Genomic DNA, 23,410 nt, shown 5'->3' on the forward strand with positions numbered 1-23,410 from the left:
CAAGCGCTCTGAACGCTGATGCTCGCGCGCCACGCGCCCACCAGGGCGGCGGGCCGGCACCACCGTGAGCTCAGGCAGTACGCCCGTAGCGACCAGCAACTGATTGGCGTCTGCGTACAGGTGGTCGGCGTCGCTGAGCACGTATTTCTCAAAGAGTTTGAGCATGATCAGTTTGACGCGAATCTCCACGCCCAGACTGCGTCCCGCGCGCAGAAAGAATTCACACAACCGCGCCGGGCCCAGGGGGTTCTCACGGTCATCCATGTACCGGCCCAGCAAGGCACTCAGACGGGCAGTCAGTTGCTCCAGGGCCAGACCGTCAAGTCGCCGCACCCGCCCGAGCATGGCATCCAGCGCCAGGGTTCTTTCCACATCACCACGTGAAGTGTCCGAGAGCGCCTCGTAGGACATCACCGGCACTATCTGCAGCTCACCTCGCCCCGCCCCGCCCAGGCTGGCGAAGGCCTTGAAGAGTTGCTCCATGAACACACGTTCGAAATTCTTGCGCTTGAGCCGCAGGTCGCGCATGGCTTCAAAGAAAATAGGGTGGTCGACGTTGTTACGAGCCTTGTCGGCCATTTCGAACAGGCTGTCGTCAGCGTTGTCGAACAGCTCCTGCAGACCTTGTTGCAGTTGCTGCGCAGCTTTGTCGCGAACCTGCAGCAACACCACCGGCAGCCGCGCGAGCGGCGATGGCGCGGTCTGTGCCTTATTGATCGGCACCACCTTTCCATCATTGTGCATCCTGGCCTCCTGAAACCGCGGTGTGGGTTGGGCAAAGATCGGCGACAGGCCCCTTTGGGCACTGCGTATACCCGGTGCTTACCCGCACGTCAAAGCTATGACGCCAATTGCAAGGCGCGAGATTATCTTGCAAATGAGGGGAGTTGCGCCAGTGAACTCTGTCATAACGCTGTAAATGAGCAGGCCACTGGGTTCAAACGCACACTGCCCCTATAATCGCCGCACTTTGTTTGTGGAGCCTGTTATGCCGAATCTCCGTCTTGCCGACCTCACCGCCGAAATCGAAGCCAACGTGCGCCGCGCACTGCTGGAAGACATCGGCAGCGGCGACATCACCGCGCAATTGATCCCGGCCGAACGGCTGGCCAAGGCCTCGATCATTACCCGCGATGCGGCTGTGATCGCCGGCACAGCCTGGGTGGACGCGGTGTTCCGCCAACTGGACCCACAGGTCGCGGTGCATTGGCAGGTGGCCGACGGTGAACGCGTCAGCCCCAACCAGGCACTGTTTCACCTCGAAGGCCCGGCACGTTCGCTGCTCAGCGGCGAACGCAGCGCACTGAACTTTCTGCAGATGCTCTCCGGCGTGGCCACGCGCGCCCAGTACCTGGCGGATTTCGTCGCGAGCACTCAGGTCAAGCTGCTGGACACGCGCAAGACGCTACCGGGCCTGCGCCTGGCGCAGAAATACGCCGTGACCTGCGGCGGTTGCCACAACCATCGCATCGGTTTGTATGACGCGTTCCTGATCAAGGAAAACCATATCGCCGCCTGTGGTGGCATTGCCCAGGCGATTTCGGCCGCGCACAAGATCGCCCCGGGCAAGCCGGTGGAAGTCGAAGTGGAAAGCCTGGACGAATTACGCGAAGCGTTGGCGGCGGGCGCCGATATCATCATGCTCGACGAACTGAGCCTGGACGACATGCGTGAAGCCGTGCGCCTGAACGGCGGCAAGGCCAAGCTGGAAGCCAGCGGCGGGATCAACGAAAGCACCCTGCTGCCCATCGCTGAAACCGGGGTGGACTACATCTCCATCGGCGCGATGACCAAGGATGTGAAGGCAGTGGATTTGTCGATGCGCCTCAGTATCTGAAGCTCGTTGCAGGAGCCGGATTGCCGGCTCCTGCAACAGCCGTTCAAACCACCAGATTATTCATCTCGCAATACTCGTCCCATTCGACACCGAGCACTTCAGCCGCCTCTTTGTGCAAGACCAGCCGTGCGGCTTCGAACTCGTCCGCGGTCGAGGTGTACTTGAGGGTCAGTTCCCATGGCTGGAGGCCCTGGCTCTCGGCCTCGTCCTCAAATGCCCACTGGAGCTGGTCGCGCTGATCGTCAGCGCTCAGGTCCTTGATCTCTTCTTTAAGCTGCGGCGATTCCCCGAGGTATTTGTCGAGGGCTGCTTGGTGCCGAACTTCCTGGGTCATTTCAGTCGTGGTCATGTTGTTCTCTTAGATCTAGGAATGGGGATGCATCTGGGTCATCAAGGTTGCGCAGATACAAAAGAGCGGGCACGAATGCCGACTCGCCTGGCCTTCAGAACCATTCTGGGATCATCTGAAAACGGTGTTGCCTTGGTGCCCGAGACAGGAATCGAACCTGCGACCTTCGCGTTACGAGTGCGCTGCTCTACCGGCTGAGCTACACGGGCGGTGGGCTAAAGCTAGCACCGCATCGGGCGTCCGGCAACTCACTGACGTCGCAGGGCAATCACCCCTTGGGCCCAGAAGCGCGGCTGCAGGTGCTGGTTGCCGTCCTCAAGATAATCTTGCTGGGCTTGCTTGATGTGCGGTGCATCACGCATCACGACCCACACCAGCAGTCCTACGGACAGCACACCCGCCACTCGCCACCCTCGCCAGGCCCATGGCAGCGACGCGCCAGGAGCGGCGCGCCACACGTGCAGCGCCATCAACCAGCCCACCACCAGCGCCAACCAGACCTGCGAGTTGGGCATCACGATGACGCCGTCGACCATCGCTTGCGTAAGCGCACCCAACAACGCCGCGAACAGGCACCCGCGCAGCAAGTCCGCACGCGCATTGGAACAGGCACGCGCCCGTAGTACGCGGAGGGTGGCCCAGCCGCCGCGCCACGCCAAAACAGCCACGCACAGGGCCGATGGGACACCCCACTCGCTGGCCCATTGCAGGATCGCCTGGTGCGGATGCGCGGCGATCGGGTTGGCGATATCCGCGAAGTGCATCGGCCCAAACCCCAGCCACGGACGCTCGACGATCATGTGCCAGGCCTGTAACCAGATCGGGCCACGCCCCGACAGCGAAGTGGTGAGGCGATCGCTGACACCACTCCCGACCTCGACGCCCAGCACTCCCGCCAACAGCGTGAAAAACGTCCCATACAGCAACAAGCCGCCGCAAACCGCGGCCAATTGCCACGCCAACCAGCGTCGCCCCCAAGGCCCGAGCAGTGCCAACGCCACACCCGCCACCGCCATGCCGAGCCAAGTGCCACGAGTACCGCCGCTGATCGCAATCAACCACCAGATACACAGCAACGCAAACACCGCGCCGCGCAACGAGCGGGAGACCGTGGGCATCAGCAAGGGCAGCGCCAGCAACGGCAGGGTGAAGGTCTGGAATTGACCGTAGAAACGCTTGTTGGAAAACCCGGACAGCAGCGCATCCGGATCAACAACCCGCGCGCCACTGGTGAAGGCGAGCGCGCCTGCGTACAGGTATTGGATCGACTTGATCAGGCACAGCAGCACCACAATCAGGATCAGCACGCGGTCCAAAGGCTCACCCGCGTGCCGGCGCAGCAGGGCAACCGCTACGGCGATCGCGCCACAACTGATGAACAGCGCAACCTCGGTGAAGGCCCAGAGCGGCTGATGAGCCAGTGCCGACGACACCAGGCCCAGCACAACGATCAGCGCCAGGCCCAGCGCCGTCGGCCGGTCCACCAGACGCTCGACGGGAACGACCGTCAGCCCATACACCACCGCGCACAGGCCCATGGCCACCTGCATCGCGCGCTGCCAATCATGCCCGCTGAACGGTGCGCAGATACCCAGCGTGAGCAAGCACGCCGCAATCACCAGGAAAGTAGTTTCGCGCTGCTGCGGGGATAACGACATCAGCCACCTTTACTCCGTGTGGAGGGTTTGGCAGTCATGCCCCGTCGGCGCCACACCCTTTGACGGCGTACTTGGCCTCTGCCGTCGTGGTGCATTTCCAGCCGGCGGTGGCGCTGCGCGTCAGGGTGATGGTCTTGCCCAGTACCGGTGCCGGGGCGTCGAGTATTTCGCAACCGATGGAACCGGCGCCGGTGGCGACATCCCCAGTCACATCGATTTTGCAGTTGGCCGTCGGGCTGGTGCCACCGATCAATGGCACGGTAGGCGCCGTGCCTTGGTTGAATACATCCTCATAGCCGGCTTTCAACGCCGTGATTTCAGCCAGCCCCGCCGTGAACTTGGCCTTGGCCTGGTGCGTGGTGTACATGGGCAAGCCAATGGTGGCCAAAATGCCGATGATTGCCACGACGATCAACAACTCGATCAAAGTAAAACCTTTCTGACGCATCACATTGCTCTCCAGAATAAAACCCATGACAAGGCACGTCCTGCGCCCCGTATTGTGCAGCCGCGCCAGTGTACTCACCCGCGAGCGGCCAATCGCGTACAAGACGCAAAATCTGACATTTTATCGTTGAACGCCGAGCAGTCCGAATCCGTCACCTGACTACGCTATAAAGATTCGACAACCTGTGTGCGGAACAGAGACATGAACAACGCTTCCACGACATACGCCTGGGAAGGCATCAACCGCCAGGGACGCAGGGTGAGCGGGCAAGCCATCGGCCACGACCTCGCGCTGATCAAGGCACAACTGCGCCAGCAAGGGATTTGCCCAGGCCGCGTGCGCAAGCAATCTCGCGGCCTGCCGAGCCTCACTCCACCGATCAAACCGGCGGATATTGCCCTGTTCACCCGCCAGTTGGCGACGCTGCTGAAGGCCGGCATTCCGTTACTGCAAGCCTTCGACGTCATCAGCGAAGGCTTCGACAACCGCCACATGTGCAAGCTGGTAAATGGCTTGAAACAGGAGATCGGCGCCGGCAATAACCTTGCGTCGGCATTGCGCAAACAGCCGCGTTACTTCAACGACTTGTACTGCAACCTGGTGGCCGCGGGTGAGCAGGCCGGCGCCCTGGAAACCCTATTGGAGCGAGTGGCGGTTCACCTGGAAAAGAGCGAACGGCTCAAGGCCAGGATCAAGAAAGCCATGACCTACCCCATCGCCGTCATCGCCGTCGCCAGCCTTGTCAGCAGTCTCTTGCTGATCCATGTGGTGCCGCAGTTCCAGAGCCTGTTCGCCGGAGTCGACAGCAAGCTGCCCGGTTTTACCCTGCACGTGATTGCCTTGTCCGAGTTCCTGCAACAAGCCTGGTGGATGCTGGCGCTCAGCCTGGGCGCGGGAGGTTTCGGGTTGCGCCAGGCCTATCGCGCATCGCCTGGTTTTCGCCATTGGCTGGATGCCGGTTTGTTGAAAGCGCCCCTGGCAGGCACACTGCTGAAAAAGTCGGCCGTCGCCCGCTACGCCCGCACGCTTTCGACTACTTTCGCGGCCGGAGTGCCGTTGGTGCAGGCCCTGGACTCAGTGGCCGCCGCTGCCGGCAACCAGCTATTCAAACAGGCTATCGAGCATATGCGTCACGATGTATCCACAGGCATGCCGTTGAACCGATCCATGGCCTCCAGCGGCCTGTTTCCCGGCATGGCGATCCAGATGACGGCGATTGGTGAAGAATCCGGCACCCTGGAGCACATGCTGGAAAAGGTCGCGAGCCACTATGAGTCTGACGTCGACAACCTGGTCGACCACCTCACCAGCCTGATGGAACCGCTGATCATGGTGGTGCTCGGAGGGATTGTCGGCGCCTTGGTAATCGCCCTGTACCTACCGGTCTTCCAACTCGGTACGGCATTTTGAACCTGCTGCTGAGCCAGCAGCCGTGGGCCTTTGTCGTCATGGCTCTGGTGCTGGGCCTGATTGTGGGCAGTTTCCTCAACGTGCTGGTGTGGCGTCTGCCGAAAATGCTCGAACGCGAATGGCGCGCACAGGCCCATGAGGTGCTCGGTTTGCCCGGCGACCCCGTCGGGCCGAGATACAACCTGATGCAGCCCAATTCCTGCTGCCCGCATTGCAATCAGCCGATTCGGCCCTGGGAAAACATCCCGCTGCTCAGCTACCTGATGCTCCGGGGCCGTTGTACGCATTGCCGCGAAGCGATCAGCGCGCGCTATCCCTTTACCGAACTGGCGTGCGCAGTGATGTCGGCCGTGGTGGCCTGGCATTTCGGCTTTGGCTGGCAAGCCGGCGCGGTGATGCTGTTGAGCTGGGGCTTACTGGCAATGAGCCTGATCGACGTGGACCACCAACTGCTGCCCGACGTGCTGGTCCTGCCGCTGTTGTGGCTGGGGCTGATGCTTAACAGTGTCGAGTTGCTGGTGCCCCTGCCCGACGCACTGTGGGGCGCGGTGATCGGGTACATGAGCCTGTGGACGGTGTTCTGGCTGTTCAAGCTGGCCACCGGCAAGAACGGCATGGGCTACGGCGACTTCAAGTTGTTGGCGCTGCTCGGCGCCTGGGGCGGCTGGCAAATCCTGCCGATGACGTTGCTGATCTCATCGCTGGTGGGCGTGTGCGGCGGGCTGATCCTGCTGCGCCGGAGCAAGACCCAGACCTCCGCGCCGATGCCGTTTGGTCCCTATCTGGCAATTGCCGGCTGGATTGCCGTGCTCTGGGGTGGTCAAATAACCGACTTCTATTTGCAGTCTGTCGGTTTCAGATGACCACTCCTGTTGCAACACCCTGGATTCTTGGCCTTACGGGCGGCATCGGCAGCGGCAAGAGCGCTGCGGCCCAGCACTTCATCGACCTCGGCGTAGACCTGGTAGACGCCGATCACGCCGCCCGCTGGGTGGTCGAGCCTGGCCGGCCGGCACTCGCCAGTATTGTCGAACACTTCGGTGCCGGCGTGCTGCAGCCCGACGGCCAGTTGGACCGCGCCGCATTGCGCAAGTTGATCTTTGAAGTGCCGCAAGAGCGCCGCTGGCTGGAAGCCTTGCTGCACCCGTTGATTGGCGAGGAGATTCGCAACCACCTGGCGCGTGCGCGCTCGCCTTACGCGATCCTGGTGTCGCCGCTGCTGATCGAATCCGGCCAGTACAGTATGACCCAGCGCATCCTGGTGATCGACGTGCCGCAATCCGTGCAGATTCAGCGTACCCTGCAGCGCGACGGCATCAGCGAACAACAGGTGCAGGCGATACTCAAGGCCCAGTCCAGCCGCGAAGACCGCCTGAGCCATGCCGATGACGTGCTGGTCAATGACCGCGACCTCGCCTGGTTGCACAGCGAGGTCGAGCGACTGCACCACTTTTACCTTACTTTGCGTGGAGGCCGATCATGAGCCAACCCTTGACCGTCGAATGCCCAACCTGCGGCGCACCCGTGGAATGGAAAGCGACCAACCTCAACCGGCCGTTCTGCTCGGACCGTTGCAAACTCATCGACCTGGGGGCCTGGGCCGCGGAGGAACATAAAATCCCCGTGGCTCAGGACGCCGAAGACGAGCTGTTTTCCGAAGACCTGCCACCGCGCCATTAAGGCCGCATAAAGGCATATTCCTGCTGGTCGTCGAGGTTCTCCGCAAGGTATTGCAGCTCGTCGGCCAGGTCTTCGAAACTGCGCACACCCTTGCTCTGCTGCACCACCGCGCTGAGCATCGCGCGCAAGGTCAAGCCTGGGTCAAAACCGATTTCTTGTGCCGCGTCCTGGCTTCTGTGCAACTCCTGACGTGCCCATTCATACACACTCATGATCCGCGCTCCCGCCTTGCTCAGGAAAAGTTTCACAAAGCATGGGCCAGCCAAGCTGGGCGCGATTTGATCTGGGTCAAGTCTGCGAATCGTCATCTTTCCAGGGCGCCGAGAGGTAGCGGGTGCGGTTGAATGTCTCCAGCCATTCCGGGCAAAACACCACCAGGGCGCTGATCACCATGCCGTTGATGAAGGCCTCGGGAAAGATAATCAGCCACAGGTAACCGACAAAATCCTCGAGCCATTCCGGCATCGCGAAACGCCCGTCGAACCACAGCAACCCCAGCCCAGCCAACAGGCAGAGCAACGCCGACAATGCGGCGGCAAAAAAACCGGAACAGAAGATGTAGACGAAAGGGTTGCGCGGTTGTGCCCGCTCGACAAACACCGCGCAGGTTTCAGTGACCAGCACCGGCAGCACGATCAACAGCAGACCGTTGATACCCACCGCGGCCAGGTCCTGGCGACCCAGTAACAGCAAGCCCATCTGCGCGGCAAAACCGCCGACGATTGCCAGCGGCCAGTCGAGCAGCAGGGTCACGGCCGTCATGCCGATAAAGTGGTAGGAGACCCCCGTATCGAAGTCGCGCCTCACCAACCACAACATTAATAACGCGAACACCGTACCGAACAGCAAGTGCTGACGCCGCCGGTCAGCAAACAGCTCGACCCATGGCGAACGCAGGATCGCCCATAGCAGCACTGGCGCGTACAACAGCCAGCCGATGCTGAGAGTTTGCGGCGCCAGCACCGCCGCACTGATCACGGTTTCACCTGCTCCAGTGCCTCACGCAACTCAGCAGCAGAGCCGTACTCGTGGCGCGCTGTCAGCTTGCCGTTATCCAATTGCAGCCATAGCACCTTATCCACCGGCGCGGGATATCGCGGAGCGATGCGTGCGTCCCGGTCCAGCATGACTCGGTAGTTGTAGGACTGCATGGCCGGCACCGCGAACAGCTTGGCGACCAGCCGAGGCATACGCTGGATATCCGCGACAAACACCCCATGCCGCGCTTCAAGATAGCCTTTGGGCTCGCCCTGCAGGGCCGCGTCCACCAGCTTGGCGGCATCCATGCTGCGGGCCACCAACAGAATCTGCGCCTGGCCATCCAGGGTGTAGGCCTGGTCGAACTGATCCAGCAGCGTCCAGGGTGCCACGCGCTCACCCACTTCAACCGCCTGGGCCCACACGGGCAACAGGCTCAACAACAGCACTGCGAAAAACTTCACTGCACACCTCATGCTTGGGAGAACGTCGAGTCGACAGTCTACACCGGGCTTTAGCGCAGGGACTTTCTAAGGTCTGAATGGATGGGAGCGGCAAGAGGACGCTGTCTCCGAGGACACACTCGCCGCCTTTAGTCGCGCCTTCTACGCATCGCTAACTAACCACTGAACCGCTTGATCCAATCCAGGCTATCAACCGTGAGGCCGGTAGGCCGGTATTCACAGCCGATCCATCCCTGATAACCACGCAGCTCGAGTGCTGTGAACAAGGCGCAGACGTCCATGCTCCCCGTCCCCGGCTGGTGACGACCCGGACAGTCGGCGATTTGCACATGAACAGTTCGCTCGTAAAAACGAGCCAGGACATCAGCCGCGTCTCCCGTCAGGAACTGGGCGTGGTACAGATCAAGAATCAGCCCGACACTCGGGAAAGTCTCCAGAACCTGCTGCGCCTTGCTGAAGTCGGACATGTAATAGCCCGGCATTTCCTGCACGCAGATGACTTCGATCAGTGGACGCAAACCCTGGTCTTCAAGGTATTTCACCGCGTACTCCAGGTTTCCGCCGTACACGAGCGCGGCGTCATCCTGAATGGTAACGCCCGACATGATGTGGACGTCCGAACACGCCAGCGCCTTTGCATAGCTGGCGGCCTGGAGCAAGCCGCCGCGAAAATCATCTTCCTTGCCATGCAACGCCGCGACGCCTTTGGTCACGCCGGTCGGGGCAGAAAATTGAATCAACGGCAGGTTGTGTTGCGCCAAATGATCTGCAAGCAGGCTCGCGTCGAACTCATAAGGCGACGGGAATTCAACCGCACGAAAACCAGCGGCGGCGGCGGCTTCGATGCGTTGCAGGAATGGCAATTCATTGAATTGAAAGCCAAGGTGAGCGTTGAATTTAAGCATAGGGCAGGTATCCGTCCTGGAAAGGAGCTTCAAAAGGTTGTTCAACAGGTGCCTGCGCCTTTGGCGCAGACACTCCGCGCTGCTTGGTATGGTATTTTCCCACCCCAGTTCGATTGGGGGGCCGGCCCCGATAGGAACAGACTGACGCCGACCATTCGAGAGAGAGCCTGTGATCAAGAAAGACCTCGCCTTGCAGTTGGCGCCGCAGGTCATCGACATGGTTCGCGCCCGGTCGATGCGGGCCGGTGAGCCCTTGCGCGAGCAGACGTTAGCGCAAGCGCTGGGTGTTTCGCGCTCGCCTATCCGACGAGTGTTTGCCTTGCTTGCCGAGTGGAATCTTGCGACCCAAGAGCCCAATCGCGGCTACTTTCTGAAACAAGACGCCGGGGAGATCCAGGCATCCGCATTCCCTCTCGCCAGCGACCCTTTCGAAGACTTTTATCTTCGCGTAGTCGACGACATTTTGGCTGGCGAAATACCTAGCCACTTTTTCGAAGCTCAGCTGTTGCGGCGTTACGAAGTGCCCCGAGGGCAATTGCTCAAGGTGTTGAACAGACTGGCTGGCGAAGCCATGGTGGAGCGCAAACCGGGGCAAGGATGGGAGCTCAAAGACTTCGTGCATAACACGAAGGCTCACATCCAGAGCTACCGCTTCCGCATGGCTATCGAGCCGGCCGCCCTGCTCGAACCCGGCTATCAGGTAAACCAAGCCGCGTTTGCCAGCGCCAGGCAGCAGCAACAGGCCCTGATTGATGGGGGGATCAACACGCTGTCCCGCGCCCAACTGTTCCAGATCGGCGCCCAGTTTCACGAACTGATCGTGCAGTGCTCGGGGAATGTCTTTTTCATTGATGCCCTGCGCCAGCAGAACCAGCTTCGGCGTTTCATGGGCTACAAAGCGAATATCGATCGCAGTCGCCTTGTGACGCAATGTCAGGAACACATCCATTTGCTCGACCTCATCGAGTCCGGCCACCGCGAAGAAGCCGCGCAATTTCTCTGGAGGCACCTGGACGAAGTGGGCCGACTCAAAACTCATCAGGGCATCCTGCCAAAAAATGATGGGATCTAGAGAACACCGCTGACGTTGATAGGAGCGCGCGCTCTGAAATTCGTGCATCAGCTTAGCATTATTGTTTCCTGTGATAACAAGATACAAAATGCCGACCAGTAGACTTTCTCCTTTCGCGATAGAGTTTGTTTTTAAGATCACATTTGGGCGCTAAGCTGCACGCATGGATGATTCAGATTATTTGCGCCTGCTCACCGTAGCAGCCGAACAAGCCAATGCGTTCCTGTCCAATGCCCGCAAATGGGAGCGTGAGCGTTGGGTCTGCCAGCGCCTGCTGCAAGGCCTGAACGTGCCGTACCGCGCCGAAGAGTTTCATGCCGCCGGGCAAGAACCGCCGGACGTGCTGTTTCGTGACGCCAGTTTCGAGGTGTTTTTCGTGCTGGACGAGGGACGCCGCCTGAACGATGAATGGCGCGACGAATTGCTGCGCCGACGCAGTGCGTTCTCCCTCAGCCAACTGGTCAGGCGCGAAGCCAAGCCACGGCGGATTCCGGCCCATGAATTCCTGCTGCGCCTGGCGCCGACCCTGCGCAAAAAAGCGCACAACTACAAGGAACGCGGGATGGACCTGGGCGAGCTGGATATCGTCGCCTTCGCCAGCCTCAAGCGCGAGGTGCTGGACCTCAACAGTCATTTCCCGCCGCCCACTGAATACCTGCGCCAGGGCTGGCGCTCGCTATCGCTGGTGGGGCCGACGTTTGCCCGGGTGCTGTTCGCCCACCCGGACGCGCCGGATTTCTTGCGCAACAATCTGGGCCGCAGCATCGTGTTCGACGTAGGCATCAGCCTATGACTCGGGCACAGGCTACGCTTATGGCGATATCGCCAACCGCCTGACTGTAATGTGGCGCCCTTTTGCAACGTCTACCTGACGAGGCCTTATATGACCAGCCGCCTGAACCCCGACGACCAACAGCATGTCGAAGAGTACCTGCAACTCTCCCAGAACCGAGTCGAGCGCAAGCCTTTCCGGCCGTGGCTGCTCCTTGGCCTGGTGCTGGTGGTGGTGATCGGGCTCGGCCTGCTGAGCCGCCTTTTGAGTTACCTGACGCTATGAGCTGCCTGGCGCTCGCGGGGGTAACTGCTCCGATTTTTTTTAGCCTTGCGAGATATCCCCATGACCCATCGTATTATTGTCGTCGGCGGCGGTGCCGGCGGCCTGGAGTTGGCTACCCGCCTGGGTAACACTCTGGGCAAGCGCGGCAGCGCCAGCATCACGCTGGTGGACACCAACCTGACCCATATCTGGAAACCGCTGCTGCACGAAGTGGCCGCTGGTTCCCTGAACTCTTCGGAAGACGAACTCAATTATGTCGCCCAGGCGAAATGGAACCACTTCGAGTTCCAACTGGGGCGCATGAGCGGGCTCGATCGTGAACAGAAGAAAATCCAACTGGCCGCGACCCTCGACGAAGAAGGCCGCGAGCTAGTGCCTGCACGCGTGCTCGACTACGACAGCCTGGTGATCGCAGTCGGCAGTACCACCAACGACTTCGGCACCGAAGGCGCGGCGCAACACTGCCTGTTCCTCGACACGCGCAAACAGGCGGAGCGCTTCCATCAGCAACTGCTCAATCACTATCTGCGCGCCCATGCAGGGCAAACCGACGCGGTGGAAAAAATCAGCGTAGCCATCGTCGGTGCCGGCGCCACCGGGGTTGAGCTGGCGGCCGAGCTGCATAACGCCGCCCATGAACTGGCGGCCTACGGCCTGGACCGGATCAAACCGGAAAACATGCACATCACCCTGATCGAAGCCGGCCCACGGGTATTGCCTGCCCTGCCGGAGCGGATCGGCGGGCCTGTGCATAAAACCCTCGAGAAGCTCGGCGTGACGGTGCTGACCAACTCCGCGGTCAGCGAAGTGACGGCCGACGCATTGATCACCAGCAGCGGCCAAGTGATCCCGGCCAGCCTGAAAGTGTGGGCCGCCGGCATCCGCGCGCCGGGCTTCCTCAAGGACATCGACGGCCTGGAAACCAACCGCATCAATCAACTGCAGGTGCTGCCGACGCTGCAAACCACCCGCGATGAAAACATCTTCGCCTTCGGTGACTGCGCCGCTTGCCCGCAACCCGGCACCGACCGCAACGTACCGCCACGGGCCCAGGCTGCGCACCAGCAGGCTTCATTGCTGGCCAAATCGTTGAAACTGCGGATCGAAGGCAAGGACCTGCCGTCGTACAAGTACACCGACTATGGCTCGCTGATCTCGCTGTCGCGTTTCTCGGCGGTGGGTAACTTGATGGGCAACCTGACAGGCAGCGTGATGCTGGAGGGCTGGCTCGCGCGGATGTTCTATGTGTCGCTGTACCGCATGCACCAAATGGCGCTGTATGGCGTCTTCCGCACGGCGATGCTGATGCTGGGCAGCAGGATTGGGCGCGGGACCGAGCCGCGGCTCAAACTTCACTAAACACGCGGTCAATGTGGGAGGGGGCTTGCTCCCGAAAGCGGAGCAGTTGGAGCATCTTTGACTGACCCACCGCTATCGGGGGCAAGCCCCCTCCCACATTTGATTTTCAGTGCTCTCACGTTTTGGGCACAAAAAAAATCCCCGTATCTTTCGATACGAGGATTTTTAATATGGTCGGGGTAAGGGGATTCGAACTCCTGACATCCTGCTCCCAAAGCAGGCGCGCTACCGGACTGCGCTATACCCCGGTAAAAAAAAGGCGACCTCTCAGCCGCCTTCTTCGATCAGAGCTTTTGGCCGCTGATCTTAAGATCTGATTCCAGCGTTAACTGGTTTCAAAAATGGTGGGTCGTGTGGGATTCGAACCTACGACCAATTGGTTAAAAGCCAACTGCTCTACCAACTGAGCTAACGACCCAAAAATGGTCGGGGTAAGGGGATTCGAACTCCTGACATCCTGCTCCCAAAGCAGGCGCGCTACCGGACTGCGCTATACCCCGGTTTTGAAATTGGCTCCGTGACCAGGACTCGAACCTGGGACCCAATGATTAACAGTCATTTGCTCTACCGACTGAGCTATCACGGAACTACACATTTCAAATGTACAACTTTTACTGCGATGTAACCTTCTCTTCGACCCTTCCGTATCGCTACGTTAGCGTCTCTGAGGCGCGCTATTCTACAATCTTAAAAAACCCTGTCAACCCTTTAAATTGCTTTTAAGACAATGATTTGCGCTTCTTTCTGATTTCTTCTTGGGGAGAAGAAACCCGCGGGCTGACGTTGCTGCGGGGCGCACTTTACAAGCCTTTGCCTTACAGTTCAACGCCCTATCGAAAAAAAAGGCCTCGCAATGCGAGGCCTTCACTTTATAGCCCTACTGAGTGGACTCAGTGGAAGACGATTTCGTCGTTCTCCACCGTGGCCTTGACGCTGGTGCCTGGCATAAAGCTGCCCGACAGAATCAACTGCGCCAGCGGGTTTTCGATCCAGCGCTGGATCGCACGCTTCAATGGCCGTGCGCCATACACCGGGTCGTAACCGACTGCGATCAGCTTGTCCAACGCCTCTCGGCTCAGCTCCAGCGACAGCTCGCGCTCGGCCAGACGGCTGCGCAGGCGGCCCAACTGGATCTCGGTGATACCCGCAATCTGATCCCGTGCCAACGGCTCGAAGATCACCACTTCATCGACCCGGTTGATGAATTCCGGGCGGAAGTGCGAGGTCAGCGCATCCATCACAGCGGCGCGCTGGCCTTCACGATCACCCACCAACTCCTGGATCTGTGTCGAGCCCAGGTTGGAGGTCATCACGATCACCGTGTTGCGAAAATCCACAGTACGCCCGTGGCTGTCCGTCAACCGGCCGTCTTCCAGCACCTGCAGCAAGATGTTGAACACATCCGGGTGGGCCTTCTCGACCTCATCCAGCAGGATCACCGAGTAAGGCTTGCGCCGTACCGCTTCGGTCAGGTAACCGCCTTCCTCGTAGCCTACGTAGCCCGGTGGCGCCCCGATCAGGCGAGCCACGGAATGTTTCTCCATGAACTCGGACATATCGATCCGTACCATGGCCTCTTCGGTATCGAAGAGGAACTCGGCCAAGGCCTTGCACAGCTCGGTCTTACCCACACCGGTCGGGCCGAGGAACATGAACGAGCCACTCGGACGATTAGGGTCGGACAACCCGGCACGGGAACGCCGCACCGCGTTGGACACTGCCACCACCGCCTCTTCCTGGCCGATCACGCGCTGGTGCAACAGGCTTTCCATCTTCATCAGCTTGTCGCGCTCGCCTTCGAGCATTTTCGACACGGGGATACCGGTCCACTTCGAGACGACCTCGGCAATTTCTTCCTCGGTCACCTTGCTGCGCAGCAATTGGTTCTCGCTGTGACCATGCTGGTCGACCATCTGCAGGCTGCGCTCCAGGTCCGGGATCACCCCGTACTGCAACTCGGCCATGCGGTTCAGGTCACCCTTACGGCGTGCGGCTTCCAGCTCCTGGCGCGATTGCTCGATCTTTTGCTGGATCTGCGCCGAACCCTGCACTTCGGCTTTTTCCGCGTTCCAGATTTCTTCGAGGTCCGAATACTCGCGTTCCAGACGGAGGATTTCTTCCTGGAGTTTTTCCAGGCGTTTTTTCGCCGCTTCGTCCTCTTCTTTTTTCAGCGCCTGGGATTCGACTTTCAGTTGAATCAGGCGCCGATCCAGACGGTCGAGCACTTCCGGCTTGGAGTCGATCTCCATACGGATACGGCTAGCCGCTTCGTCGATCAGGTCGATGGCTTTGTCGGGCAGTTGCCGGTCGGTGATATAGCGATGGCTCAATTTGGCCGCCGCAATGATCGCGCCGTCAGTGATCGCCACCTTATGGTGGAGCTCATAGCGTTCTTTCAGGCCCCGCAGGATCGCGATGGTGTCCTCTTCGCTCGGCTCTTCCACCAACACTTTCTGGAAACGCCGCTCAAGGGCAGCATCCTTCTCGATGTACTGGCGGTATTCGTTGAGCGTAGTGGCACCCACACAGTGCAACTCGCCCCGCGCCAAGGCAGGCTTGAGCATGTTGCCAGCGTCCATTGAGCCTTCGCCTTTACCAGCGCCGACCATGGTGTGCAGTTCGTCGATAAACAGAATGATCTGCCCTTCCTGCTTCGACAGCTCGTTAAGCAGGGATTTGAGGCGCTCTTCGAACTCGCCACGGAATTTGGCGCCGGCGATCAACGATCCCATGTCCAGGGACAGCAAGCGCTTGCCTTTCAGGCCGTCCGGTACTTCACCGTTGATAATGCGCTGAGCCAAGCCCTCTGCGATCGCAGTTTTACCCACGCCTGGCTCACCGATGAGCACTGGGTTGTTCTTGGTGCGACGCTGCAGAACCTGGATGGTGCGACGAATTTCATCGTCACGGCCGATCACCGGGTCAAGCTTGCCTTCTTCGGCGCGTTTGGTCAGGTCGACAGTGTATTTATCCAGGGCCTGGCGCGACTCCTCGTGGTTGGGGTCGTTCACCGCTTCGCCGCCACGCAGGTTGTTGATGGCGTTTTCCAGGGCTTTTTTGCTAACGCCCTGGCCCAGCAACAATTTGCCGAGCTTGCTGTTTTCGTCCATGGCGGCGAGCAGCACCAGCTCGCTGGAGATGAACTGGTCGCCCTTTTGCTGGGCCAGACGGTCCGCCTGATTGAGCAGGCGCGCCAGATCCTGGGACATATTCACGTCGCCGGTAGGATTCTGGATTTTCGGCAGTTGGTCGAGCTCTTTGCTCAACTCCTTGCGCAGGCTGTTGACGTCGAAGCCCACCTGCATCAGCAAGGGCTTGATAGAACCACCTTGCTGTTCCAGGAGCGCCTGCATCAAGTGCGCAGGCTCAATGGCCGGGTGGTCGAGGCCGACCGCCAGGGATTGGGAGTCAGATAAGGCCAATTGCAATTTACTGGTTAAACGATCAATACGCATTAGTCACCTTCCTTTTGAGCAGGCCGGAGCTACAAACACATCCTAAATGAAGAAACCTGCCAGATAGCCCTATAGATGTGGTCGATTCTGGGAGATTCAAGCGTCGGACAGTTGACGTAGATCAGAAGAGTCTAGCGCTCCAGCCAAATAAGGGAGGCGAAACGACCCGTAAGTGGACTGCGGCGGTAAGAAAAAAAGCGCGGATCGCTCACGGTGCAGAAACCGCCACCGTAAACAGCAGTGATACCGCGTGCGGCCAGGCGCAGACGGGCCAACTGGTAGATGTCGGCCATGAACTTGCCGGGATTGCGGCTGGGCACAAAGGCTTGGGCGGTGCTCGGCAGTTGCTGCACGAATGCTTCCCGCACTTCCGGGCCGACTTCGAAGGCTTGCGGGCCAATGGCCGGGCCCAGCCAGACCAATATGTCGGCCGGCTCGGTTTCCAGGCTTTCGACTGCGGCTTCCAGCACGCCTGCGGCCAAGCCACGCCAACCCGCATGAGCGGCGGCGACGCGCGTGCCGGCGCGGTTGCAGAACAGCGCAGGCAAGCAATCAGCAGTCATGGAGGTGCAGGCGATGCCCGGCGTACTGGTCCAACTGCCATCGGCTTCGGCAATACGCTCGGGGTCGGCTTCGACCACGCTTACTCCGTGGACTTGGCGCAGCCAGGCCGGCTGGATATGAAAGGCTTCGGTGAGGCGACGGCGGTTCTCAAGCACAGCCTCAGGGCTGTCCTCGACGTGATCGCCCAGGTTGAGGCTGTCGAACGGCGCCAGGCTGGCGCCGCCCGCACGGGTAGTGACGCAGGCCTTGACCTGAGCCGGCGCAGGCCAGTCAGGAATCAGCCAGTCACTCACCCGACAAATGCCTCGCGATCCTGCTTGAGCAGCGACAGCAACCAGACCAAATCGTCCGGCAGAGGCGATTCCCAGCTCATCCGCTTACCGCTCGTCGGATGATCCAGCTCCAGGAAACGCGCATGCAGCGCCTGGCGCGGGAAGGATTTCAGCGATTCAACCATGGTGACACTGGCCGCTGGCGGAATACGGAAGCGACCACCGTAGGCAGGATCTCCGACCAACGGGAAGTTGATGTGCGCCATATGTACGCGAATCTGGTGGGTACGGCCGGTTTCCAGCTTGACCCGCACATGGGTGTGGGAGCGGAAACGCTCCAGCACACGGTAGTGGCTAACGGCCTGTTTGCCGCCTTCCATCACCGCCATACGCTGGCGCTGCTGGCCGTGACGGCCGATAGGCGCGTTGATCTTGCCACCCGCCACCACGACGCCGATCACGATGCACTCGTAGATCCGGCTGACGCTGCGACTCTGCAACTGTGTAACCAGCTGCGTCTGGGCTTGAATGGTCTTGGCCACCACCATCAAGCCGGTAGTGTCCTTGTCCAGGCGGTGTACGATGCCGCAGCGCGGGACATTGATGATGTCCGGCACGTGGTGCAACAGGGCATTGAGCAAGGTGCCATCAGCGTGCCCGGCCGCCGGGTGAACCACCAGGCCTGCGGGTTTGTTGATGACCAGGATGTCGTCGTCTTCATAGACGATGTCCAGCTCGATGTCCTGGGCGACCCATTCTCCCTGGGCTTCCTGCTCGGCAGTCAGCTCAAGAATCGCACCGCCATGGACTATGTCTCGCGGGCGGATAACCGCTCCATCCACAGTCAGGCGGCCGTCTTTGATCCAGGCGGAAAGGCGCGAGCGCGAGTGCTCAGCGAATAATTGTGCGGCGACTTGATCGAGGCGTTGGCCGCCCAATTCGGACGGCACCTCTGCGCGAAGTTCAATTTTATCGGACATGCTCAGACTAGGCGTGGCACAGCCTTTGGTTTCGGCTGCGCGCTTGTGGTTAAATACGGCGTCTTTTGCCCCGATGCTTTCAACGGGGCGCTCATCATAACAGGACGGCCCCGCCCAAGACAGCGGCCGTCATAGGGACGCAAGCCGCCATGCAAGTGAAACACCTGCTGCTGATCGCCATCCTCGCCATGACTGCTGCTTGCTCGTCAACAAAGGAAGTCGTCGACGAAAACCTGAGCGAAGTCGAGCTGTATCAACAAGCTCAAAAAGACTTGGACAATAATAGCTACACCAGCGCCACAGCCAAGCTGAAGGCCCTGGAGTCGCGCTATCCGTTCGGGCGCTATGCCGACCAGGCACAGCTCGAGCTGATCTACGCCAACTACAAGAACGCCGAACCGGAAGCTGCCAAGTCCGCCGCCGAGCGTTTTATCCGCCTGCACCCGCAGCACCCGAACGTGGACTACGCCTACTACCTCAAGGGCCTGACCTCGTTCGACCAGGACGTGGGCCTGCTGGCGCGCTTCCTGCCGCTGGACATGACCAAGCGTGACCCGGGCGCTGCCCGCGACTCCTACAACGAGTTCGCCCAGTTGACCAGTCGCTACCCCAACAGCCGCTACGCGCCGGACGCCAAGCAGCGCATGATCTACCTGCGCAACCTGCTGGCAGCCTACGAAATCCACGTAGCCCATTACTACCTGACCCGTCAGGCCTACGTGGCCGCTGCCAACCGTGGTCGGTATGTAGTGGAAAACTTCCAGGAAACCCCTTCCGTGGGTGACGGCCTGGCGGTGATGACCGAGGCTTACCAGCGCCTGCACCTGGACGCCCTGGCGACCACCAGCCTGGAAACCCTGAAGCTCAACTACCCGGACCACCCTAGCCTGAAAGACGGCCAGTTCGTGCCTCAGGTTGCCGAAGCCGACAACCGTTCGTGGCTGAGCAAGTACACCCTGGGCCTGATCGAGTCCCGTCCACCGCTGCCGCCGGGAGAAACCCGCGCCAACCAGGACGTGGTCAAGCAGTTCCAGGACGCCAAGGAAGCCATCCCTGCGGACCTCAAGCCCCATGATGAAAATGGCGATGTGATCGAAGAGGAAGCGCCGCAAGCCCTGGGCAACAACCAGGACCGCTCGTGGTTCAGCTACATGACCTTCGGTGTGTTCGACTGATCATTCGACGCAACGTAAAAAGGGAGCCCTTCGGGGCTCCCTTTTTTATGCGCAAGCATTATTGCGCTGTGCGCCTGCCACGTCCTTGGCTAAACTGGCGCATTCCTTGTCGAGAAACTACCCATCATGGTTCGTCTACTGTTCTGGATTGCCGTCATTGTTGCCGCGGTATGGTTCTGGCGCAAATTCAAAAACCCGGCCATCAAACAGCAGCGCTCCGGCGAACCCGACGCCACGCCGATGGTGCGCTGCGCTCACTGCGGCGTGCATCTGCCGCAGGACCGAGCACTGAGCTCACGGCAAGAATGGTACTGCACCCAGGCGCATCTGGAGCAAGGGCCGAAAGCTATCCGGCGTTGATCCGACCTGCCGGCGCATAGGGTGCCGGGTCGATGATCGGCGTGCGCTCCAGCAGCAAATCGGCGAATAACTGGCAGGACGCAGGCGCCAGCACGAGGCCGTTGCGGTAATGCCCGCAATTGAGCCACAGCCCTTTGAAACCGGGGACCGGGCCGATGTAGGGAATACCTTCCGGCGAGCCTGGCCGCAGGCCCGCCCAATGACCCACCACCTCGGCATCCGCCAAGGCGGGAATCAACTCCACGGCTGAAGCCTTCAGGCTCTCCAGCGCCGACTCGGTCGGCGTCTTGTCGAACCCTTCATGTTCCAGGGTACTGCCGATCAGAATGTGCCCGTCACGCCGGGGAATCGCATAACGCCCCTTGGCCAGGACCATGCTCGACAGAAAGTCCGAGGCGCATTTGTACAGAATCATCTGGCCTTTGACCGGCTCAACCGGCAGTGACAATCCCAGTTTGCCCAGCAATTCTCCACTCCAGGCACCCGCCGCAAGCACGACCTGATCACCAAGAACCGGCCCAGTGGGCGTATTCACCCCGACGACGTTGTCGCCGTCCAACACAAACCCGTCAACTTCGCACTGCTCGTGAACCGTCACGCCAGGGAGCGCCAGCAGTGCCGCCTTGAGGGATTTGATCAGGCGCGGGTTGCGCACATTCGCCACATTTTCCATGTAGATCGCCTGGGAGTAGCCACCGCCGAGCACCGGAACCGCATCATGGACGGCCGACACAGCCACCTTGCTCAATGGTCGCCCTTCGCGCGCGGCCCAGGCCAGCGCGTCGGCTTCATCTTCCAGGTCCAGCCAGTAGAGGCCGGTGGTGTGAACCTGCGGGTCAACGCCGGTATCAGCAAACAAGCGCTCGGCCAGTTGTGGATAAAAGTCCTGGGACCAATGGGCCAAAGCCGTGACCGCCGGGCTGTAGCGCCATGGATAAAGGGGCGAGACAATTCCGCCACCTGCCCACGAGGACTCCTGCCCAATCCCCGAGCGCTCCAGCAGTACGACCGCCTGCCCCTGGGTCGCCAGATTGAACGCCGTCAACAAGCCGATTACTCCGCCACCGACAACCACCACTCGCTGTTGCTTAGCCATCATTTGATCCAGCCGATAAAAAGGGAAAAGCGCACTCGGCGCCCACTCATTCAGCACACCCATCACTGCCCCCAGCACGCCTTGCGTGACATTCCCGGCGCCGCTCCCGGATTGGTTCGCACACCGGAACTGGTCAGGCTGAATGCCCCGCAAGCGTCGCCCGCCATGACAGAGTCGACGCCAGGTGTGGCCAGCAGGCTGAAATCCTGAGGGTTCAATACTGCAGTGATTCTATAGCGATCATTGCCAACACTGACGCCGCTTGCATCAATATAACTGCCGTTCTTCGTGTAATACCGCTCCAGATGCTGAGCGTGCTCGGTCAACAGCACGACAATTTCCGCGCGGTAGGCCTTGTTTACATGGCCGACATACCCCGGATAAGCGATACCGGCCAGCACAGCGATGATCGCTACGGCGATCAGTAATTCAATCAACGTAAAACCCTGGCTATCCATGCCCATTGCACTGCTCCTTAATAAAGTTGCCGCCACATCACTCGCCGAAACCGCGAGCGCCCGCCTTCGTCCACCCTTGCATACATGGCCTCCAGCACCGTGCGCGACTGACCACTGAGCCCCACCGCCGTGACCCGATACACCATTGCCGGCATCTGCGGGGGCAAGTGAACCAGCCCCACCGCCGGCCCGAGCGTTTGAACAGCGTAGAGACCGCCGCTCATGGCAACCCAGTTCACCGTCGAAACGGGATGGGTTCCAGGGCCTATCACCGAAGACGATTCGCGCGGCGGCGCACAGGTGATGATCGACGAGCACACAGGTCGCGCACCACCGGCCTGACGCACACTCGCCTCCCCCAGCCTCAGGCCACTTTCGGCACTTTGCAGCGACTGGTTGCGGTGCCAGACACTGCTGGCGACCTTCTGCTGGGACACCGCACCTTGCATCGAGGACAATCCGATCAGCGATAGCAACAACAGGAACACCAGACTGATCAGCAGCACCATGCCCACCTGCCGTCGTTCAACAACGCGAAACAGCGCCATGGTCGCCCTACCCCAGCCGGTTACGCAGCGCCGCAACCACGCGCCAGGTTTGCGCCTTCACCAACCCTGCCGGGTCTTGCAGCGTCAACAGGATGCGCACACTGCGTATCAGCGATGCGTCGACCGGGCCAGGGTCATATCGCACCACATGCGTCGAGTCAGGCTTGGCCGCCACGCCGAAACTGATCTCGAACGCCTGCACGTTATCCACCAGTACCGTCTTGGCCGGAGCTGCCGGGGTGCTGACTTTCAACTGGCCAGCCTCGAAGGTGTAGGTAAGCTGACGTATCGCAAAGCGTATCTGCCCCGGCGCAGCAGGGGGTGGGGTGCCGGCATAAGCGTGGGCAGAACTGGTGCAGTCGGACAACACAGTCCAATCCGGCTTGCCGCCGTCCTCGCCGACCTCAGCGCTAACCAGGGTCAGCGACACTGAAGCGCCCGTGGCACTCCAACTGATGGGCCGTTCGAAGGCCAACGGAGCACCTTCGATCAATGCCGTATCCAGGCAACCCAACATGCCCGCCAGGCGAATGTCCTGAATCAGTTTGCCGAGCGCAAACCGCGCATCATCCTGCAGCAGCATGGCGGCCTGCTGGCTGGCATGGGTCGTTCGAGCGCTGATGGCGACTTGGCTGACCCCGAGGCTCAGCACCAACCCAAGCGTCAATGCCAGCAGCAACTCCAGCAAGCTGAAACCCTGCTCCCGCCGCTTCATTGCACCACCTGCGATTCGTCGGCGACGCGACTGGTGAGTGTGAACGTTTCCCTCGCCCCAGCGTTTTTTGCCCCCCGGGCGTCATCCCAACTGATGCTGACGATCACTTCATTGGCACGAACGACCACCGAGCCACTGCCGCTGTCGCCGGCGAAACCGAGGATGTTGGCCTCGAAATCGTGCAGGTCGAGGTCACGCACACTGGCCGTCGACGTGAACGGTGGTGCGCGCTCGCTTCGCGCCCACGTGTAGTCGGCGCCGGAGTTTGCGCGAATGCGGTCCAGCATGTCGTAGGCGATAAAGCTCGCCTGGCTGGTCATCCGCGAGCTGTCGGTGTACTTGAGCGCATTGAGCTGGACCACCGCGACCCCCAACAGGCCGATCACGAGAATCAGCACCGCCACCACCACCTCGATCAGGGTCATGCCGGTTTGGTGGCGGGAAGTTAAAGGTCGAAAAAAGGCGGTCGGGCAAGCAAGCATTACCGTCGTCATCCCTGTCGAAGGCCGGAAAAAAAGCAGGAAAACCCTGCTGTGCGGCCCAAGACTAGCGCCGGTTTTTGGCCTGCGC

At 60.5% G+C, this 23,410-nt stretch carries 27 protein-coding genes and 5 tRNA genes; 11 read left to right on the top strand and 21 right to left on the bottom strand.

Going from position 1 to position 23,410, the window contains the following annotated elements; translation table 11 throughout:
• On the bottom strand, positions 1–744 hold a 744-nt coding region (locus L9Z73_RS04080; RefSeq protein ID WP_247396640.1), incomplete at its 3' end, for a DUF1631 family protein.
• Between the two features lie 244 nt (positions 745–988).
• Here L9Z73_RS04080 and nadC point away from each other — a divergent pair.
• A complete protein-coding gene (gene nadC / locus L9Z73_RS04085; protein ID WP_247396641.1) occupies positions 989–1,837 on the top strand; it encodes a carboxylating nicotinate-nucleotide diphosphorylase in 849 nt (282 codons plus the stop codon).
• 43 nt (positions 1,838–1,880) lie between these two features.
• Here the strand turns inward: nadC and L9Z73_RS04090 are convergent, their stop codons facing one another.
• The 4 genes from L9Z73_RS04090 to L9Z73_RS04105 all read right to left on the bottom strand — a co-directional run bounded on the left by L9Z73_RS04090 (position 1,881) and on the right by L9Z73_RS04105 (position 4,292).
• Positions 1,881–2,186 (bottom strand): DUF6388 family protein, encoded by a 306-nt coding sequence (locus L9Z73_RS04090; RefSeq protein WP_247396644.1) that lies wholly within the window; start codon positions 2,184–2,186, stop codon positions 1,881–1,883.
• Between the two features lie 133 nt (positions 2,187–2,319).
• A tRNA-Thr gene (locus L9Z73_RS04095) sits at positions 2,320–2,395 on the bottom strand.
• A 39-nt stretch (positions 2,396–2,434) separates the two neighbouring features.
• A complete protein-coding gene (locus tag L9Z73_RS04100) occupies positions 2,435–3,844 on the bottom strand; it encodes an O-antigen ligase family protein (protein ID WP_247396647.1) in 1,410 nt (469 codons plus the stop codon).
• Between the two features lie 34 nt (positions 3,845–3,878).
• Complete coding sequence (locus tag L9Z73_RS04105) at positions 3,879–4,292, bottom strand: pilin (RefSeq protein ID WP_282598505.1); 414 nt, start codon at positions 4,290–4,292, stop codon at positions 3,879–3,881.
• Positions 4,293–4,493: 201 nt separating this feature from the next.
• Here L9Z73_RS04105 and L9Z73_RS04110 point away from each other — a divergent pair, with 201 nt between their 5' ends.
• Genes L9Z73_RS04110 through yacG form a run of 4 tightly spaced genes read left to right on the top strand, consistent with a single transcriptional unit; the run spans position 4,494 to position 7,382 of the window.
• Entirely contained in the window at positions 4,494–5,702 is a 1,209-nt protein-coding gene (locus L9Z73_RS04110; protein ID WP_247396650.1) for a type II secretion system F family protein, read from the top strand.
• A complete protein-coding gene (locus L9Z73_RS04115; protein WP_247396652.1) occupies positions 5,699–6,565 on the top strand; it encodes a prepilin peptidase in 867 nt (288 codons plus the stop codon). The genes L9Z73_RS04110 and L9Z73_RS04115 overlap by 4 nt, the downstream gene beginning before the upstream one ends.
• Positions 6,562–7,185: a dephospho-CoA kinase gene (gene coaE / locus L9Z73_RS04120; protein WP_247396654.1), complete on the top strand. Its 624-nt coding sequence runs from the start codon at positions 6,562–6,564 to the stop codon at positions 7,183–7,185. Before L9Z73_RS04115 ends, coaE begins: the two co-directional genes overlap by 4 nt.
• Complete coding sequence (yacG, locus tag L9Z73_RS04125; RefSeq protein WP_247396656.1) at positions 7,182–7,382, top strand: DNA gyrase inhibitor YacG; 201 nt, start codon at positions 7,182–7,184, stop codon at positions 7,380–7,382. The genes coaE and yacG overlap by 4 nt, the downstream gene beginning before the upstream one ends.
• Here yacG and L9Z73_RS04130 read toward each other — a convergent pair.
• From L9Z73_RS04130 to L9Z73_RS04145, 4 genes are all read right to left on the bottom strand, one after another.
• Complete coding sequence (locus tag L9Z73_RS04130; RefSeq protein WP_247396658.1) at positions 7,379–7,594, bottom strand: hypothetical protein; 216 nt, start codon at positions 7,592–7,594, stop codon at positions 7,379–7,381. The two genes, yacG and L9Z73_RS04130, sit on opposite strands and share 4 nt — an antisense overlap.
• 76 nt (positions 7,595–7,670) lie before the next feature.
• Entirely contained in the window at positions 7,671–8,360 is a 690-nt protein-coding gene (locus tag L9Z73_RS04135; RefSeq protein WP_247396660.1) for an energy-coupling factor ABC transporter permease, read from the bottom strand.
• The gene (locus tag L9Z73_RS04140) at positions 8,357–8,824 is read right to left on the bottom strand and encodes an FAD/FMN-containing dehydrogenase (protein WP_247396662.1); all 468 of its coding nucleotides are present in this window, start codon (positions 8,822–8,824) and stop codon (positions 8,357–8,359) included. Before L9Z73_RS04140 ends, L9Z73_RS04135 begins: the two co-directional genes overlap by 4 nt.
• Positions 8,825–8,979: 155 nt before the next feature.
• On the bottom strand, positions 8,980–9,729 hold the full coding sequence (locus L9Z73_RS04145) for a hydroxypyruvate isomerase family protein (RefSeq protein WP_247396665.1): 750 nt from the start codon (positions 9,727–9,729) through the stop codon (positions 8,980–8,982).
• Positions 9,730–9,898: 169 nt separating this feature from the next.
• Between L9Z73_RS04145 and L9Z73_RS04150 the strand changes: the two genes are divergently transcribed.
• The 4 genes from L9Z73_RS04150 to L9Z73_RS04165 all read left to right on the top strand — a co-directional run bounded on the left by L9Z73_RS04150 (position 9,899) and on the right by L9Z73_RS04165 (position 13,217).
• Positions 9,899–10,801: a GntR family transcriptional regulator gene (locus L9Z73_RS04150; RefSeq protein ID WP_247396667.1), complete on the top strand. Its 903-nt coding sequence runs from the start codon at positions 9,899–9,901 to the stop codon at positions 10,799–10,801.
• Positions 10,802–10,964: 163 nt separating this feature from the next.
• The gene (locus L9Z73_RS04155) at positions 10,965–11,594 is read left to right on the top strand and encodes a DUF1780 domain-containing protein (protein ID WP_017845475.1); all 630 of its coding nucleotides are present in this window, start codon (positions 10,965–10,967) and stop codon (positions 11,592–11,594) included.
• Positions 11,595–11,684: 90 nt separating this feature from the next.
• Entirely contained in the window at positions 11,685–11,858 is a 174-nt protein-coding gene (locus tag L9Z73_RS04160; protein WP_247396670.1) for a DUF3094 family protein, read from the top strand.
• A gap of 60 nt (positions 11,859–11,918) precedes the next feature.
• Complete coding sequence (locus L9Z73_RS04165; RefSeq protein ID WP_247396673.1) at positions 11,919–13,217, top strand: NAD(P)/FAD-dependent oxidoreductase; 1,299 nt, start codon at positions 11,919–11,921, stop codon at positions 13,215–13,217.
• Positions 13,218–13,388: 171 nt separating this feature from the next.
• Here the strand turns inward: L9Z73_RS04165 and L9Z73_RS04170 are convergent.
• The 7 genes from L9Z73_RS04170 to rluD all read right to left on the bottom strand — a co-directional run bounded on the left by L9Z73_RS04170 (position 13,389) and on the right by rluD (position 18,488).
• Positions 13,389–13,465, bottom strand: a tRNA-Pro gene (locus L9Z73_RS04170).
• 94 nt (positions 13,466–13,559) lie between these two features.
• Positions 13,560–13,635: transfer RNA gene (locus L9Z73_RS04175), tRNA-Lys, on the bottom strand.
• A gap of 5 nt (positions 13,636–13,640) precedes the next feature.
• A tRNA-Pro gene (locus L9Z73_RS04180) sits at positions 13,641–13,717 on the bottom strand.
• Positions 13,718–13,727: 10 nt separating this feature from the next.
• A tRNA-Asn gene (locus L9Z73_RS04185) sits at positions 13,728–13,803 on the bottom strand.
• A 304-nt stretch (positions 13,804–14,107) separates the two neighbouring features.
• Positions 14,108–16,672, bottom strand: coding sequence for an ATP-dependent chaperone ClpB (gene clpB / locus L9Z73_RS04190; RefSeq protein WP_247396675.1), 2,565 nt, complete (start codon positions 16,670–16,672; stop codon positions 14,108–14,110).
• A 131-nt stretch (positions 16,673–16,803) separates the two neighbouring features.
• The gene (pgeF, locus tag L9Z73_RS04195) at positions 16,804–17,529 is read right to left on the bottom strand and encodes a peptidoglycan editing factor PgeF (RefSeq protein WP_247396678.1); all 726 of its coding nucleotides are present in this window, start codon (positions 17,527–17,529) and stop codon (positions 16,804–16,806) included.
• Positions 17,526–18,488 carry a 23S rRNA pseudouridine(1911/1915/1917) synthase RluD gene (gene rluD, locus L9Z73_RS04200; protein WP_247396680.1) on the bottom strand — a complete coding sequence of 321 codons (963 nt, stop codon included), beginning with the start codon at positions 18,486–18,488 and terminating at the stop codon, positions 17,526–17,528. The genes pgeF and rluD overlap by 4 nt, the downstream gene beginning before the upstream one ends.
• Positions 18,489–18,637: 149 nt before the next feature.
• Between rluD and L9Z73_RS04205 the strand changes: the two genes are divergently transcribed.
• The gene (locus L9Z73_RS04205) at positions 18,638–19,663 is read left to right on the top strand and encodes an outer membrane protein assembly factor BamD (protein WP_247396683.1); all 1,026 of its coding nucleotides are present in this window, start codon (positions 18,638–18,640) and stop codon (positions 19,661–19,663) included.
• Positions 19,664–19,789: 126 nt separating this feature from the next.
• Positions 19,790–20,023, top strand: a complete 234-nt coding sequence (locus tag L9Z73_RS04210) for a PP0621 family protein (RefSeq protein ID WP_247396685.1) — start codon at positions 19,790–19,792, stop codon at positions 20,021–20,023.
• On the opposite strand, the gene thiO is transcribed toward L9Z73_RS04210, so the two are convergent.
• From thiO to pilV, 5 genes are all read right to left on the bottom strand, one after another.
• Positions 20,010–21,119 (bottom strand): glycine oxidase ThiO, encoded by a 1,110-nt coding sequence (thiO, locus tag L9Z73_RS04215; RefSeq protein WP_247396688.1) that lies wholly within the window; start codon positions 21,117–21,119, stop codon positions 20,010–20,012. The genes L9Z73_RS04210 and thiO overlap by 14 nt on opposite strands.
• 62 nt (positions 21,120–21,181) lie before the next feature.
• On the bottom strand, positions 21,182–21,583 hold the full coding sequence (locus tag L9Z73_RS04220; protein WP_282598504.1) for a type IV pilin protein: 402 nt from the start codon (positions 21,581–21,583) through the stop codon (positions 21,182–21,184).
• Between the two features lie 11 nt (positions 21,584–21,594).
• Complete coding sequence (locus L9Z73_RS04225) at positions 21,595–22,125, bottom strand: PilX N-terminal domain-containing pilus assembly protein (RefSeq protein WP_247396691.1); 531 nt, start codon at positions 22,123–22,125, stop codon at positions 21,595–21,597.
• Positions 22,126–22,132: 7 nt separating this feature from the next.
• Entirely contained in the window at positions 22,133–22,840 is a 708-nt protein-coding gene (locus tag L9Z73_RS04230; RefSeq protein ID WP_247396693.1) for a PilW family protein, read from the bottom strand.
• Positions 22,837–23,322, bottom strand: a complete 486-nt coding sequence (gene pilV / locus L9Z73_RS04235; protein WP_430624275.1) for a type IV pilus modification protein PilV — start codon at positions 23,320–23,322, stop codon at positions 22,837–22,839. Before pilV ends, L9Z73_RS04230 begins: the two co-directional genes overlap by 4 nt.
• Between the last annotated feature and the right edge of the window lie 88 nt (positions 23,323–23,410).

The organism is Pseudomonas emilianonis (genome assembly GCF_023072625.1).
GTDB lineage: Bacteria > Pseudomonadota > Gammaproteobacteria > Pseudomonadales > Pseudomonadaceae > Aquipseudomonas > Aquipseudomonas paraveronii.

Excerpts from the sequence above, each read along its gene's own strand:
- L9Z73_RS04145 (WP_247396665.1), bottom strand. The coding sequence starts at position 9,729 with ATGCTTAAATTCAACGCTCACCTTGGCTTTCAATTCAATGAATTGCCA.
- L9Z73_RS04220 (WP_282598504.1), bottom strand. The coding sequence starts at position 21,583 with ATGGGCATGGATAGCCAGGGTTTTACGTTGATTGAATTACTGATCGCC.
- nadC (WP_247396641.1), top strand. The coding sequence starts at position 989 with ATGCCGAATCTCCGTCTTGCCGACCTCACCGCCGAAATCGAAGCCAAC.
- pilV (WP_430624275.1), bottom strand. The coding sequence starts at position 23,322 with ATGCTTGCTTGCCCGACCGCCTTTTTTCGACCTTTAACTTCCCGCCAC.
- L9Z73_RS04230 (WP_247396693.1), bottom strand. The coding sequence starts at position 22,840 with ATGAAGCGGCGGGAGCAGGGTTTCAGCTTGCTGGAGTTGCTGCTGGCA.
- L9Z73_RS04155 (WP_017845475.1), top strand. The coding sequence starts at position 10,965 with ATGGATGATTCAGATTATTTGCGCCTGCTCACCGTAGCAGCCGAACAA.
- yacG (WP_247396656.1), top strand. The coding sequence starts at position 7,182 with ATGAGCCAACCCTTGACCGTCGAATGCCCAACCTGCGGCGCACCCGTG.
- L9Z73_RS04225 (WP_247396691.1), bottom strand. The coding sequence starts at position 22,125 with ATGGCGCTGTTTCGCGTTGTTGAACGACGGCAGGTGGGCATGGTGCTG.
- rluD (WP_247396680.1), bottom strand. The coding sequence starts at position 18,488 with ATGTCCGATAAAATTGAACTTCGCGCAGAGGTGCCGTCCGAATTGGGC.
- coaE (WP_247396654.1), top strand. The coding sequence starts at position 6,562 with ATGACCACTCCTGTTGCAACACCCTGGATTCTTGGCCTTACGGGCGGC.
- L9Z73_RS04130 (WP_247396658.1), bottom strand. The coding sequence starts at position 7,594 with ATGAGTGTGTATGAATGGGCACGTCAGGAGTTGCACAGAAGCCAGGAC.
- clpB (WP_247396675.1), bottom strand. The coding sequence starts at position 16,672 with ATGCGTATTGATCGTTTAACCAGTAAATTGCAATTGGCCTTATCTGAC.
- L9Z73_RS04205 (WP_247396683.1), top strand. The coding sequence starts at position 18,638 with ATGCAAGTGAAACACCTGCTGCTGATCGCCATCCTCGCCATGACTGCT.
- L9Z73_RS04165 (WP_247396673.1), top strand. The coding sequence starts at position 11,919 with ATGACCCATCGTATTATTGTCGTCGGCGGCGGTGCCGGCGGCCTGGAG.
- L9Z73_RS04100 (WP_247396647.1), bottom strand. The coding sequence starts at position 3,844 with ATGTCGTTATCCCCGCAGCAGCGCGAAACTACTTTCCTGGTGATTGCG.
- L9Z73_RS04110 (WP_247396650.1), top strand. The coding sequence starts at position 4,494 with ATGAACAACGCTTCCACGACATACGCCTGGGAAGGCATCAACCGCCAG.
- L9Z73_RS04105 (WP_282598505.1), bottom strand. The coding sequence starts at position 4,292 with ATGCGTCAGAAAGGTTTTACTTTGATCGAGTTGTTGATCGTCGTGGCA.
- thiO (WP_247396688.1), bottom strand. The coding sequence starts at position 21,119 with ATGGCTAAGCAACAGCGAGTGGTGGTTGTCGGTGGCGGAGTAATCGGC.
- L9Z73_RS04160 (WP_247396670.1), top strand. The coding sequence starts at position 11,685 with ATGACCAGCCGCCTGAACCCCGACGACCAACAGCATGTCGAAGAGTAC.
- L9Z73_RS04210 (WP_247396685.1), top strand. The coding sequence starts at position 19,790 with ATGGTTCGTCTACTGTTCTGGATTGCCGTCATTGTTGCCGCGGTATGG.
- L9Z73_RS04090 (WP_247396644.1), bottom strand. The coding sequence starts at position 2,186 with ATGACCACGACTGAAATGACCCAGGAAGTTCGGCACCAAGCAGCCCTC.